A 14,676-nucleotide genomic window follows, 5' to 3' on the forward strand; every position below is an offset into this window, starting at 1 on the left:
GAATAAAAAGGGGGGATTAACCCCCTTCAATAGCTACGGTTATGGTGTCATCGTAAATACTTTCGGGTTTTGCCCCAGATATTGATTGGCGATACGGTTGAGATCATTGACCGTAAGTTGCTGGATAATGGCACGCTCTTGGTTTAGACGCTGATATTGTTGGTCATCGGCAGCGACCTGAGCTAACGCCTCGGTCCAATAACCTGAACTGTCGGTTATTTGTGCATTTTCCGTAAGCCAAATATTTTTTGCTTCAGTTAATTCTTTACTATTTACCCCTGAGTGACGTAGTTGATTAATTGTCTTTTGGGCGATCTGTGACATCTCCTCAGTACGTTCTGGTGAGGTGGTAAAGTTGAGGCGTGCAAAATAGTAAGGCTGCGGTTTTTTCGCCAGCATTTGTGAAAAACCAAGTGCATAGATACCGCTGGCTTTTTCGCGGAGTTCGCCGCGTAGACGTTGGCTCACAATGGTATCTAGCAGTTGCATTGCTAACTGATCTTGCTGTGTCCATTGTGCAGGGGCAGCAAATTGGATGCTGACCATACTTTTATCACTACTGCTGATCGGGTAATTTTTATTGAAGCTCGCCATTTTAGGCATGATCCCCTGATCACGCCATGCCAGCTGATGATGACTGGCAGGGATAGAAGCAACCCACTGTTCTAATAATGGTTTTAAGTCACGGGTATTCACTGCTCCGCTAATTACCAGTGTCATATTCGCCGTCGAAGTGAGTAACTGGCGGTTAGCTTGCTGTAATTGGCCAGCGGTGAAATTTTTCCAGCCACCTTGTGGGTTAATGACTAACAGTTCACCGTGCTGGTAGCTTTCCTTATTAATATTATCAAGGAAGGTGCGCTCAACAGGTGTTTTGGCAAGGTTCAACGCAAATGACTGTTTCTGCTGCTCTAATTTTTCACCGCTAAATTGCGGAACTGTCAATTTTAAGTGCAGTAATTGCAGGGCGGTTTCGAGGTTATCAACAGGGGCCTTACCGCGGAAACCATGAGTGAGCAATTCACTATAAGGGCGAAGCGAAATCTGATTTTGTTTCGCTAATAATGCCAAATCACGTGCGCTATATTCACCATAACCGCTACTTTCTGGTAGCTTTAATGCCCAATCTGTTAGCCCCGCAGTTTGCATGGTTTCAAGTGAACGGCCGCCGGGTAGCTGTAAATTAAACTGAATATCTTCTTTAAGATTTTTATCAGCTTTGACGATGACCTGAATACCATTGCTAAGTAGCCAACGTTCGGTTTTTGCGACAGGAAGTGCAGTCTGCTCAGTGATTGTGCCTTTAGCCACTTTAGGCAATTGCAGAGTGATCGCTTGAGAGCGTAAGGTGAATGGCCCCGGTGAACTTAGGCGGGTATTTTGCCACTGCTCACTAAAGTCCGCATGATTGACTTTATTTGCGTCAGTATCAGGACCAATTAGGGCTAAGCGTGGTGAAGCTTCATTTAAAAAGTTAGCAACGTGCTGCTGTAAATCGTGCGGTTTAACTTTTCCAATCAGTTGGTAGCTCTTATCCAATTGTTGGCGTTTATTCCACATTGGCATCTCATATTCAAGCGCGGTGGTTAATTGACCTGCCAAATAATCATTGCCATAGCGCTGTTCAGCGGCGGCCTGCTGGCTGAGTTTTTTCAATAGATTTTGACGAGCGCTATCAAGCTCTTCTTGTGTTACCGGCTCAGTCGCTAATCGCTGTAGCTCAGTAAATAAAACCTGAGTGGCGCCAATATAATCATCTCCTTTAGGGTGGATAATCATTAATTGTTGTAAGCGCTGGTTATCTAACATCGAGCCTTGCTCATTAATACTAATGGCGGGTAATACGCCATTATCCACTAAGACAGAGAAACGTTGATTTAGAATGGCGAGCCATAAGCTATCCATTAAATCTTCGTATTGCCCTTCTCGTGTGTTGAGAGGGGCGATAATGTCTTTTTGCAAAGCAAATTGAACATAACGAGCGCCTTGCTCTTTATCAAACACTGGTTGAACTAACAGCAAATTAGAGTGAGCAAACTGCTTCCATTCTGGATTGTCTTGAGACAAGGTTTCTGGCTTTGGTATAGCGAAAAGCGTATTGATTTCGTCACGTACTGTAGATTGATTGAAATCCCCAATCACCAGCAGGGTCATACGTTGTGGCTGATACCATGTCGCATAATACTCTTTTGCCAGTTCAATCGGTGCTTGGCGAACGATATCGAGTTCCCCTATTGGGTTACGCTCTGCATAGCGGCTACCGTGGTAGCGTAAATGCTCAAGGCTATCATTAACACGATAGCCCATCCCTTGGCGCAAACGCCACTCTTCAATAATCACTGGGCGCTCTTTTTCAAACGCTTGTTGATCAAATGAGATATTGGATGCCCAATCCGCCATCACTTGTAGGGCTGTTGAGACTTGTGCTGGTGTGGCGTTCGGGAGTGATAGCTTATATAAGGTTGAATTGAGGCTAGTGATCGCGTTGACATGACTGCCAAGCTTCAATCCTTGCTGTTCTAACTGTTTAAAGCCTGTTGTGCCTGGAAAATGTTTTGTACCTTTAAAGGCCATATGTTCAGTAAAATGGGCCAATCCTAGCTGTTGTTCGTTTTCTTGCAACGAGCCACTTTTCACTAATAAGCGTAGCTCAACACCTGGTTGAGAACGCGGTAATAGGTAAACGTTTAGGCCATTATCTAATTGATAATGTTGCAAATCAGTACGGATAGGCAATAAATTCTGCCCCATCGTACTGGATGAAGCAGACACCCCGCAGCCTGTGAGGCTGAGGCCAATAAAAGCGGCGAGTAATATTTTACGAAGCATATTCAGGCAATCCTGTGGTTATATTGGCGCGAGTTTGCGCTTCTTGAAGCGGAAGAGTGTGTTCGGCAACTTGTGATAGGAAACGTTGATGGGTAACCAACACAATAGCGCTATCGTGTAGTTCATGTTTAATGAGTTGAATTAACTCAAGGGCGCTATTTTCATCAAGTGCTGAAGTGGTTTCATCCAAAAGTAATAATTTAGGGCGATTCAGAAGAAGTCGAGCAAACATAATGCGTTGTTGCTCACCACCTGATAATCGGTTATGCCAGTCTGTCTCTAAACTTAATTGATAGTGCAGTTTCTCTAGACCCACTTTGCTAAGTGCGAGTTTAAAATCAGCCTCTGTAAATTGCTTAGCATCTTGAGGGTATGCCAGTAAGCTGTCTAAACGGCTGATAGGAAGATAAAGGCGTTGTGGGATCCACATTAGGTGGTTTGTACGTTTAATCGCACCTTCAAAGAATGGCCAATGGCCACTTAAAGTACGTAATAGGGTTGATTTACCAATGCCGGAGCGTCCAGAAATTAAAGTGACTTCCCCTTGTTTAGCCACGACATGCACATGCTCAATTAAAGTGCGATTATCTGAGGTAGTCACTTTAACAGCGGCATCAAGTAAATGTGGTTCTTCGGTGATTTCTACCTCAGCCGCTTTATCATTTTCCAATAAAATCACAAAATTATATAGACGTGAGACGGTAGCCTGCCATGCCGCTATTTCTTTATAGGCGAAAATAAACCAGCCTAATGAAGTGGCAACACTGCTAAAGGCTTGGCGTAACTGCATCAAACCGCCTAACATAATTTCGCCGGCGAGGAATTTGGGCAGCGCCAATAATACAGGGGCGAGAGCGGTCACTTGTTGGTAGCCAACGGTGTAAAAAGAGAGGTTCCGTTCGCAACGAATTAAGCGGTTCCAATTACGAATAATTTCACCGAAGCGCTGCATGAGCTCTTTTCTATCTTGCGTCTCACCACGTTGCCCTGCTATTGCATCGCCATGCTGACGGCAATTGATCAAGGCGCTACGGTAATCGGCTTCACGGCGCTGCTTATCCATATTTAAGCGACGTAGAGGGAAACCTATCCATTGCGTTAAGGCGATACCAATAAGGGTGTAAATAATACAGGCCCAAAACATATAACCGGGGATAGACCAATCAGTACCCACCAAGTTGAATGAGAGGCTACCTGACAGTGTCCAAAGAATAGTGGCAAAGGAGACCAGTGTTAACATTGAGTGCAGGAAGGTGACCAGCAGATTCAGTGTCGATTCAATCAGTAATCGAATATCTTCTGCAATACGTTGATCAGGGTTATCTGGCTCTTGTGAGGTTAATCGTAGCATGTAGTGTTTACTGTTTGGAGAAAGCCAGCGATTGAGCACTAACTCTGTCATGCCTTTACGCCAACGAATGATCAGCATTTGCTTGAGATAGTTCCCCATAACGACCACGAAAATTAATCCGCTTACTAACACCACAAAATATTGCAAGAGGCCATAGAGTGCCTGACCATCCAGTTTCTGTAACGCATTATAGAAATCACCGTTCCACATGTTCATTTTGACATTGAACCAGACCGATGACAGGGTTAGCCCCAGTGAGGCGGCAAGCAGTAGCCAGCAGAAAAGGGCAGCGCGCTGCCCCCAAAAAGGTTTAACTAAATAGAAAAATTGTTTCAGTGTCTTCATGACGTTCTTCGTATTGTTGTAGATTGCTCACATTGCTAACAAGATTTAAAGGTCGTAATTGACCTGTAGCCAGAATTGGCGACCTGGATCGTAAGATTTCAACACCCTATCTTCGAACACAAAGCGGTCTGCGATATTTTTGTTATTCAAGATATTGTTCACTTCAACAGAGAAACCAAAGCCATAGGCAAAATCAGGTTTCCAGCCAAGGCGGGTATCCCATGTGTATTTACTGGAGAAGTGCTGTTTGGTGTATTTACGAACTTGCCCATACTCGGGATCAAATGCGTAGGCATTGTCATAGCGAACAGCTTGGTCGCGTGCGCCCCACCATTGCAGGCGGTTATACCAAGTTAGGTCGTAATCATCCCAAACACTGGTCAGTTCTAAGTTTAATTTGAATGGCGAGTTGAAACTGGTGGATGGCAGTTTCGAGGCATCAATGACTTTACCGTCATACCATACCTTGTTGAGGTTCACTTTATTGGCAGGATCAAACGAGTTATAGCCTGCATCTTTTGGCGTATTACTTTCACTTTGCTGCCATGTCAGTGAAGCGGTCATCACATGAGAAGCTTCTGCCCACTCCCAAGGTTGGCTGTTATTAACGGAAAGTGTCACGGTGTCATGTGAACTACGACCGCCATTATCAAAGGTGCGAATGCTACGTTTACTTGCATCACGAGTGTCGTATTTGGTACGCGTTCTTACCTCATCATAACCTTCACGGTGGACATATTGTAGGCGCCATGTGGTTGATAAGATCTCCTGTTGCAGTGCAAGGGTTAGCTCATCGTTATAAGGGGTTTTAAGTGAATCAAGTCCTTCATAATCTTTTTTGTTATCCCAATCGTTTTTATTAGGATCTAGGGAGCAGCCATCATAACTATTGCATAATTGCATCCCATCATTTTGTGCGCCATATAAGGCATAGGTGAGCATTGAGCGACCGTAATAACGGTTCGCACCTGCAATAATCTGTGTTTTGCCATCGCCAAAGACGTCGTAGTTACCGGATAAACGCGGTGTTATATTGGTACGATTAACGAAGTCGTCGCGATCTAAACGGATCCCCGGACGAATGGTTAACTTGCCGTATTGAATATTGTCATCAAGGAATACAGCATAATTAGTGTAGTCCGCAGCGTGGCTTCCTGCTTGGAATCGAGTGACATTACTGAGGTAACCGTTATACATGCCACTGTCATCTATGCTACCTGTGTATGTATAACGGAAGTAGTCTTTATCTCGTCGATAAGTGCCTTTGGTGTAATTGAGCTCTGCGCCTAAAGTGGGTTTATGAGTGAGGCCTATGCCATCTTCCATGGTATTAAAACGCATCACCCCCTTTAACCCATGATTTTTCTGTTTTGAGGTGAGATCGCCTAAACCGCCGCTGCTACTTTCCGTGGTTTGATAGGTGGAATAGTCAATAGCACGGACTGTGAGTGAATATTTTTGGTCATCAGTACGATCATCTTTGAGTGTTTGGGTGTTAGCGGTTAACTCGAATTGGCCAATATCAAATTGATGTTTAAAAACCGCGGTAAAACCCAGTCCATCATGGGTTGAATCATAACCTGAATTCATGACTGAAGCAGAAAATAGACGACTATCGTAAGAGGCATAGTTAGCTGAGAGATCTAATGTGCTTTTATCTGATAGGTCGAGCGAATATTTCAGGAAGTAGTTATCCGATGTACGGTGCTGCTTCTTTTCACCTGAAGCGAAATTAACCATTTCCACTTGATTATTTTCATCAAAGATAACGGAATCGCCGCCAGTTACCGTCATTGGTATCGTGGAACTGCGGCGTGATGCTGAAAATACGATACCTGAATTTTCACTGACACCTAATTCGAACCAACCACCAAAATCATCTTTATCGTAGCGATTTTGGAAACGAGCAGGGTTAGCGGTGTCATTCTTGGTCGTATCGATCCCAAGCGAGGAATCATGAAATAAATTGTTCCAACCGGAGCGGGTTAACCGATAATAGGCATGTGCGCTGTTTTCACCTTGCCAACGGCGGCTATTAACCTCAACGGTTCCCCCCGTAAAGCCACCAAATTCGACAGGAATATTATTGTCATAGACCGCCATACTATCGATAAGACGACTATCGATATAGATCCCCTGATCGCTACTGCTTAAGCGGGTTGCTGTTTCACCAAGGCCATTATCTGCGGGGTCAAAGTCATTGTTGAAGCTAACGCCATCAAGACGATAAGCATTTTGATAACTGCTGGAGCCGTGAATTGAAATACGCGAAGGCTTTATTTCCCCTTGGTTCATTGAGTTGCTGTCATTATTAGCAAATTGAACGGCAGGGTTGGTTTTCATCAGATCCGTAATATTGCCATCGCCCGTGTTACGTTGGCTGATCTCTTCCGATGTCACATACTGTGGCGCAGACATAACATCTGTCGCTGGGTGATTTTGTTGTACGACCCCAGAAACCTGTGTTTCGGGGAGGACTAATGTGCCTTGATTAAGGTTCTGTGAACGGATCACGAAGATGCCATTATCACTGACTAACTCTAATCCGCTACCGATAAGTATTTTTTGTAATGCGGTTTGTGCGGTGTAGTGACCTGATAATGCAGGCGCGCGTAGGCCATTGAGTTGGCTCTTGTCATACAGTAATTGGATATTTCCTTGCTGGGTTATCTGTGCCACAGAAGTGGCTAGTGCTTGTTCTGGAAGTGAGAAAGCGACTTCTTGCGCAGCAGCAGATTGGCAAACTATTGCGCTACTAACGGCAACGAACAGTGCAAGCGGCTTAAACCGTTTGTGGGTGAATCGAATAGACATGAGTATCCCTTATTCTTAAGCGGCACAAAAAGTGTGCTAAAAATGGCAAAATAAATAACAACTGCTTAAGTAGAGGGGGAAATGAGAATTATCCTCACCTGTAAATCGAAATAATTTTCATTTATTTTTTTTATTTTGAATAATCAATATGTTATTTTTGTCTTGATAAACGACTTGTACAGGTAAAAGCATTGGAAGTGCTTGGAAAAATGACTCAGGTTGACGTAAATTGATCCGACCAGAGATTTTACTTTGCGCTAAAGAAGGCGGTGATAATTCAATGTTGACGGGTGAGTAAGCGTTAAGTTCAGAGAGCACCTCAGCCAATGGTTTATCAGTAAAGCTCAACTCACCAAAACGCCACCTTGCCACATCAAGAGGCGCAATTTTATTCATTTTGACAGGGCTATTGATGGCAGAGCTAGTCGCGCTATCCCCAGCAAACAGGTAAGTCGTTGCTTGCTCTTGCCCTGTTTTCAGACTCACTATCCCTTTGCTAACACGGACAGCGACTTGTTGCTGATGTCTATCGACTTCAAACTCAGTGCCAATGACTTGAATGCGCCTTTCATCGGCTAAAATCACAAAAGGCCGATAAGGATTGGATTTGACTTTGAAATAAGCGTTACCTTCATCTAGATATATCCGCCGAACCTCTGTTTCATAGGCTACCCGCACGCGTGTCTGGCGATTGAGAAATAATGCAGAGCCATCTGATAGAGTGACCTCTTTTGGCATATTAGTTGCGACGAGAGTCATATTGTTGAACAACATTGAGGGTAGCTGACTATAGGGTAAGAATAAAATAGCGGCAATAAATAGCGCTGCTAAGGTATTTCCCAATGGGCGCCATAACCGGAAAAAGAGCTGTTTTTTCGGGGGGAGTTCAATAGACGCTGGCCGTGGCATTGAATCGAACTCGCGCCAAACCCCTGCAATCGCTTCATAGGCTTTCGCATGCTCAGGAGATGCGTGTAACCAGATATCAAATTGCTTTGCTTGTTCAGCGCTCATCTGCTGACTGTGCTTGCGGGTGAACCACAGCGCTGCTTGCTCATCAATAGAATCTAATGTATCCGGCTCAGAGTGTGTTGTACGTGTCATTAATTATTATTGCTCTGATTATCAAGGTGTTTTTTACAATGTACCAAAGCTGCTGCTATATGCTTTTCGACCATACTAATGGAAATTTCCATTCGTTCAGCAATCTCACTTTGTGACAAACCATCAAATCGGTAGAGCAAAAAAGCTTCGCGACGCCGTGGAGGGAGCGACTCGATCGCCTCACTAAGCCACTGGATACGTTGTTGATGCTCCAGTATTTCACTGGGATCAGCTTGTGTCTCTTCGAGCTGCTGTTCAAGTAAAGCATCATCAATGTTTGTTTCAGACGTGGATTGGCGTTGATGACGTCGCCAATGGTCAATTAACACATGATTGGCGATTTTGAACAAATAAGCACGGCTCTCTTTAATCGGAGATTGCTCTTTTCGATTAAGCCATAGTGTAAACACATCCTGAGATAAATCATCAGCATCGTTACTATTACCTAGCCGATTGCGGAAAAAGCGGACAAGTTGGCTATACGTTGACTGATATGCGCCGCTAATTTTACGGGCAAGGGATTTATCAATAGTCATTTTTCGCTGGTGTTAAAAGTTAAATTACACGCTTAGGCGTGATAAAGATTTGCTCAAATCGCTTTATTGTTTTATTTCAAATAGTTATTTTAACTTTAGAATGTTATTAATAATAATGAATATCATTTTTGTTTGTATTATGCCTATAATCTGCAAAAAATAAAGTCGTGAGGCAGAATATGAGCAGTATCGCGGGTAAGTTAGAGCGCCCGATTTTCCGTCCACTGGGCGGTTTATTTTTAAGTCTTCTTTTCCACGGAACACTCGCAGTGATATTTATTGGCTGGTTTACGGCGTCAATACCGACAACAGGGGTATTGCCACCCGCAATATCATTACAACTAGGCGTTTATCAGCTTGAGCAGCATTCAGAGCCTGAAGTGAATCATGCTGCGAAACAGCAGATGGCGACACATGAGGAAGTTTTACCTGAATTAGTTGAAAAAACAGAAAAACTACCCGAAACACCGTTAGTTAATAATGGAACCTTAACCAAGGTCAGCGAAAAGAAACACCCACCTAAAAAGAAACCTACACAAGTCAAAAAAGTCGTTGAAGAGGCGCCTCTCAGTACGCAAGAGTCAGCAGTGACTTCGGCACCAGCAGCGGGGAGTGAAGCAAGTAGCAGTGCGAACTTCTCCAGTAATGCCTCGGTGGCGGTGAGTGGTCATCAAGGTTGGCACAGTGAGGTTCATCAGCGTTTAGCAAAAGCGAAACGTTATCCAAGGGCGGCGCTACGTTTTCGTTCAACCGGTGTCTCTCAGGTCAAAGTGATGGTGGACAGTCACGGTGAGGTGATTAGTGCCAGTTTGATTAATTCATCTGGAACCAAACTGTTAGATAAAGAGGCGATTGCGACCATAAACCGCGCAGCGCCATTCCCAGCCCCTCCTGAAACGCTATTAGTGGATGGCAAAGTCGAATTCGTTGCACCGATTGTTTTTGATACTTATTCCATGTAATTGAACTGCTGAGGGGAGATCCTCAGCAGTGTGAGTTCGTGGCTTAATTTTCAGGGGGTTTGGGCTTATTCGGCTTGCTTTTAGCACGACGTCTTTTAGGGCGATAAGGCCGATGTTCGCTTCTTTTCCGGTCAAAATGAGGTTTTTTGGCAATGTTTGGTGCCATATTTTCATCATCTTCATTGCCGCTGTCTTCATCAACAACGAGCTGAGGCGGTACATTTTTGCCTTTCTTTTTCTTGGTGCGGAATAAGGTATTTGCCAGCACAATCCCAATACAGAGCGCTAATAAAATAAAGAAACGTAATACATTGGTACTGTTATCAGCTTGCTGAATTTCTGTGGTTAGTAGCTCAGTATCAATGGTAAGCCGTAAATAACCTTTTGGCTCTTCTTTTCCGGGAATAGGTACAACCAGTTGATATTGAAAAGGTTGTGTTGATTGTTTGCTATCAATGGCAAGGCGTTCACGTACCGGAACTGACTCTCCCGCACTCGCAATTAAGGTTCCTCCCGCCGAATAAATACTGGCATCCAAAATGTATTTGTCTTTGGTGACATTGTTTAAATTGGCGATAATGCGTTCTCGATTAAAATCTTTGCTGCCGGAAACGATATAATCGGATAAGCTGAAAGCCACTTGTTCGGCCAAAACTCGAGTTAGCTGTTTAAATTGTTCGACTCTGTTTTGGTTTTGGCTGTTACCTAAATAGGTTATGCCATGCATTAATAGGGCGATTAATGCGACACAGATAATAATTATCACTGTTTTGTGAAGCTTAAAGGTCAGTTTCATAGAAATCACTAAGTGCTCTTTATCCATTCTCTGGCATCATGTTGCCAGAGCTTGTACAGATAAGGTAGTTTTGGGGCATATTTTTATTATAAAACGTTGAGTCGATTACAGGAGCTAATTTTCATGTCAACGAGTTTGACCTATTGCTATTTACCCGATGAAATTCAAAAGTGGCCTGGGTTACCGCTGTCATTGAGCGGTGAAGAGGTCATGCCTTTAGATTATCGCGCTGGCGACAGTGGTTGGTTATTATATGGACGAGGGTTAGATAAGGCACGGATCAGCGATTTTCAGCAGCGTTTGGGGATAGCGATAGTGATCGTTTCATCATGGCGAATCGATGACTATCAAGTGGTCAGAATTGCGGGAAGCATTACTCCTCGCATCAAAAAATTAGCCGATGAAAGTTTATTAGATGTTGTTCCATTAGGGCAAATTCCCCGTTTACGTTCACCGGGCCTGCTGTTAATGGATATGGACTCTACGGCAATTCAAATTGAATGTATCGATGAAATTGCACGTTTGTATGGCGTGGGCGAGCAAGTATCGGAAGTGACTGAACGAGCCATGCAAGGTGAGTTAGATTTCACGGAAAGCTTAAGAGCGCGTGTGGCGTTACTTAAAGGGGCCGATGTGATGATTTTGCAGCAAGTCATGGATACGCTGCCATTGATGCCTGGCTTAACCAGCCTTGTTCGTAAATTACAAGCGATGGATTGGCATGTGGCGATTGCATCAGGAGGATTTACATTCTTTGCCGATAACTTACGTCAACAATTAAAATTGGTCGCCGCTGTTGCGAATCAGCTAGAAATCAAAGACGGCAAGCTCACCGGTAAAGTCAAAGGGCCAATTGTTGATGCCAAATTTAAAGCACAAACGCTGGTTAAGTTAGCAGAGCGTTTAGAAATACCGATTGAACAAACCGTGGCAATCGGCGATGGCGCAAATGACTTGAAAATGTTGCGTAAGGCGGGGTTAGGAATAGCTTATCACGCGAAGCCAAAAGTCTACGCACGTGCCAAAGTGGCTATCCGTCATGCTGATTTAATGGGGGTTATGTGCGTGTTGAGCGGGGGGCTTAAGCACGAAGAGCGGTAATATTCATCATACAGGGCAGCCGTAAAGCGACGGGGTATTTTAAGTATTACGGGCAGCAACTATGCGGATTATTGAATAGCATATACTTTGAATTAAAGGCAGTTAGTTAAAAAAGGGTTAATAGGAGCAATATTGTGGCGAAAGGTGCAAAAAGAGCGTTTGTCTGTAATGAGTGCGGTGCGGATTATCCGCGCTGGCAAGGGCAATGCAGTGCCTGTCATGCATGGAATACCATTACAGAAGTGCGCCTCGCCTCAAGTCAATCATCGCCACGTCATGATCGCTTAACGGGGTATGCCGGAAATGCTGCTGGCGTAAGCCGTGTGCAAAAGCTATCAGAAATTAGCCTTGAAGAGCTGCCGCGTTTTACCACAGGATTTAAAGAGTTTGACCGCGTACTTGGTGGTGGCGTCGTACCGGGGAGCGCGATTTTGATTGGCGGGAACCCAGGGGCTGGGAAAAGTACATTGCTACTACAGACCATGTGCTTACTTTCACGCGAAATGAAAACACTGTATGTCACAGGGGAAGAGTCGCTGCAACAGGTTGCTATGCGTGCACATCGCCTTGGTTTGCCGACGGATTCGCTAAATATGCTATCTGAAACCAGCATTGAGCAAATTTGTTTAACGGCAGAGCAAGAGCAACCTAAATTAATGGTGATCGACTCAATCCAAGTCATGCATATGGCTGATATCCAATCTTCCCCCGGCAGTGTGGCTCAGGTGCGTGAAACCGCCGCTTACTTGACGCGTTTCGCCAAGACGCGCGGTGTCGCTATCATTATGGTCGGTCATGTGACGAAAGATGGCTCTTTAGCTGGTCCTAAGGTGTTAGAGCACTGTATCGACTGTTCGATTATGTTGGATGGGGATGCCGATAACCGTTTTCGTACTTTGCGTAGCCATAAAAACCGTTTTGGTGCGGTTAATGAGCTAGGTGTGTTTGCGATGACGGAACAGGGTTTGAAAGAGGTAAATAATCCTTCGGCTATTTTCTTAAGTCGTGGTGATGAAATCACATCGGGTAGTTCCGTCATGGTGGTATGGGAAGGCACACGCCCACTGCTGGTGGAGATACAGGCATTGGTCGACCATTCAATGATGTCAAATCCTCGTCGAGTTGCGGTAGGGCTTGAGCAAAACCGTCTTGCGATTTTATTGGCTGTTTTGCATCGCCATGGTGGCTTACAAATGTCAGACCAAGACGTTTTTGTGAATGTGGTTGGCGGCGTTAAGGTCACTGAAACGAGTGCGGACTTGGCGTTATTGCTTTCTTTAGTCTCCAGTTTTCGGGATCGTCCTTTACCACGAGACCTTGTGGTATTTGGTGAAGTTGGCTTAGCTGGTGAAATTCGCCCTGTGCCGAGTGGGCAAGAGCGTATTTCAGAAGCGGCAAAACATGGCTTTAAACGGGCGATTGTTCCCCATGCGAACATGCCCAAAAAATCACCTCCCGATATGAAAGTGTATGGTGTGAAAAAGTTGTCAGATGCTTTAAGCGTAATGGATGAATTTGATTAATCGTCTCGTCATATTTCGCACTTTCGTGGCGTTCGATAGCGCTACATTTCGAATTATTGAGAGCAAATAAGGGAACTAAATGGCTGAATTTGACTATCTTAAGAATGCAATTAAGCAAGCTGGCTATACATTACAGCAAGTTGCTGATGCCTCTGATATGACCAAAGGGTATCTCAGCCAGCTTATCAACAACAAAATTAAAAGCCCGAGCGCACAAAAGATCGCGGCACTTCATCGCTTTTTAGGGCTGGAATACCCAAATAAACAAAAAAGCATTGGGGTCGTTTTCGGGAAATTCTATCCCTTACATACAGGTCAAATCTACTTGATCCAGCGTGCTTGTAGTCAAGTTGATGAGTTACATGTCATTCTTTGCCATGATGAGCCGCGTGATAAAGACCTATTCGTGAATAGCTCCATGTCACAACAGCCGACAGTCAGTGACCGTCTACGTTGGTTATTACAAACATTCAAATATCAAAAAAATATTCATATTCATTCATTCGATGAGCAAGGTATCGAACCTTATCCACACGGTTGGGAAGTGTGGAGTGAGGGAATGAAGGGCTTTTTGAAAAAGCACAATATTCACCCAAGTTTTATCTATTCGGGTGAAGCCAATGATGCACCGCGCTATAAAAAGTACTTAGGGATAGAAACTATCTTAATCGATCCTGAACGGACCTTCATGAATATCAGTGGTAATCAAATTCGTCAGGCCCCTTTCCGATATTGGGATTATATTCCGACAGAAGTGAAGCCCTTCTTTGTACGTAAAGTGGCAATACTCGGTGGTGAATCGAGTGGAAAATCGACACTCGTCAACAAACTGGCCAATATTTTTAATACCACCAGTGCGTGGGAGTTTGGGCGTGATTATGTGTTTTCTCATCTTGGTGGTGATGAAATGGCATTGCAATATTCTGACTACGATAAAATTGCATTAGGCCATGCTCAATATATTGATTTCGCGGTTAAATATGCCAATAAGGTCGCTTTTATTGATACCGATTTTATTACCACTCAGGCTTTTTGTAAGCGCTATGAGGGCAAAGAGCATCCTTTCGTACAGGCCTTGATTGATGAGTATCGTTTTGATCTGGTGATCTTATTAGAAAATAATACCCCATGGGTAGCCGATGGTTTACGTAGCTTGGGGAGTGAAAAAGACCGGCAAGAGTTTCAATCTTTGTTAATTGAAATGCTAAAGAAAAACAACGTGGAATTTGTTCATGTTGATTCTCCTGACTATGATACCCGTTTTCTCACCTGTATTTCGTTAGTACAGCAATTGCTGATGTTAGACGAATAATAT

General features: G+C 44.1%; 10 protein-coding genes. 4 read left to right on the forward strand and 6 right to left on the reverse strand.

Annotated elements, in window-relative coordinates; genetic code table 11:
* Positions 1–39 precede the first annotated feature (39 nt).
* From I3B46_RS02990 to I3B46_RS03010, 5 genes are all read right to left on the reverse strand, one after another.
* Entirely contained in the window at positions 40–2,829 is a 2,790-nt protein-coding gene (locus tag I3B46_RS02990) for a M16 family metallopeptidase (RefSeq protein ID WP_060560952.1), read from the reverse strand.
* A complete protein-coding gene (locus I3B46_RS02995; protein WP_104873009.1) occupies positions 2,819–4,525 on the reverse strand; it encodes an ABC transporter ATP-binding protein/permease in 1,707 nt (568 codons plus the stop codon). Before I3B46_RS02995 ends, I3B46_RS02990 begins: the two co-directional genes overlap by 11 nt.
* A 45-nt stretch (positions 4,526–4,570) precedes the next feature.
* Positions 4,571–7,339 carry a secretin and TonB N-terminal domain-containing protein gene (locus tag I3B46_RS03000; RefSeq protein WP_163761910.1) on the reverse strand — a complete coding sequence of 923 codons (2,769 nt, stop codon included), beginning with the start codon at positions 7,337–7,339 and terminating at the stop codon, positions 4,571–4,573.
* A 117-nt stretch (positions 7,340–7,456) separates the two neighbouring features.
* Positions 7,457–8,443: a FecR family protein gene (locus tag I3B46_RS22265; protein ID WP_004926667.1), complete on the reverse strand. Its 987-nt coding sequence runs from the start codon at positions 8,441–8,443 to the stop codon at positions 7,457–7,459.
* On the reverse strand, positions 8,443–8,979 hold the full coding sequence (locus tag I3B46_RS03010; RefSeq protein ID WP_014656824.1) for an RNA polymerase sigma factor: 537 nt from the start codon (positions 8,977–8,979) through the stop codon (positions 8,443–8,445). The genes I3B46_RS22265 and I3B46_RS03010 overlap by 1 nt, the downstream gene beginning before the upstream one ends.
* A gap of 179 nt (positions 8,980–9,158) precedes the next feature.
* On the opposite strand from I3B46_RS03010, the gene I3B46_RS03015 reads away from it, so the two are divergent.
* Complete coding sequence (locus tag I3B46_RS03015) at positions 9,159–9,941, forward strand: energy transducer TonB (RefSeq protein WP_004926672.1); 783 nt, start codon at positions 9,159–9,161, stop codon at positions 9,939–9,941.
* Between the two features lie 43 nt (positions 9,942–9,984).
* Here the strand turns inward: I3B46_RS03015 and I3B46_RS03020 are convergent, their stop codons facing one another.
* Positions 9,985–10,764 carry an AhpA/YtjB family protein gene (locus I3B46_RS03020; protein WP_004926675.1) on the reverse strand — a complete coding sequence of 260 codons (780 nt, stop codon included), beginning with the start codon at positions 10,762–10,764 and terminating at the stop codon, positions 9,985–9,987.
* Positions 10,765–10,860: 96 nt separating this feature from the next.
* Here I3B46_RS03020 and serB point away from each other — a divergent pair, with 96 nt between their 5' ends.
* The 3 genes from serB to nadR all read left to right on the forward strand — a co-directional run bounded on the left by serB (position 10,861) and on the right by nadR (position 14,673).
* On the forward strand, positions 10,861–11,838 hold the full coding sequence (serB, locus tag I3B46_RS03025; protein ID WP_004926677.1) for a phosphoserine phosphatase: 978 nt from the start codon (positions 10,861–10,863) through the stop codon (positions 11,836–11,838).
* A 134-nt stretch (positions 11,839–11,972) separates the two neighbouring features.
* Positions 11,973–13,361, forward strand: coding sequence for a DNA repair protein RadA (gene radA / locus I3B46_RS03030; protein WP_004926679.1), 1,389 nt, complete (start codon positions 11,973–11,975; stop codon positions 13,359–13,361).
* A 79-nt stretch (positions 13,362–13,440) separates the two neighbouring features.
* Positions 13,441–14,673 carry a multifunctional transcriptional regulator/nicotinamide-nucleotide adenylyltransferase/ribosylnicotinamide kinase NadR gene (gene nadR / locus I3B46_RS03035; protein ID WP_104873007.1) on the forward strand — a complete coding sequence of 411 codons (1,233 nt, stop codon included), beginning with the start codon at positions 13,441–13,443 and terminating at the stop codon, positions 14,671–14,673.
* The last annotated feature ends 3 nt before the right edge of the window (positions 14,674–14,676 follow it).

Origin of the sequence: Providencia sp. 2.29 (genome assembly GCF_015832305.1) — a bacterium.
Taxonomy (GTDB): Bacteria; Pseudomonadota; Gammaproteobacteria; order Enterobacterales; family Enterobacteriaceae; genus Providencia; species Providencia stuartii.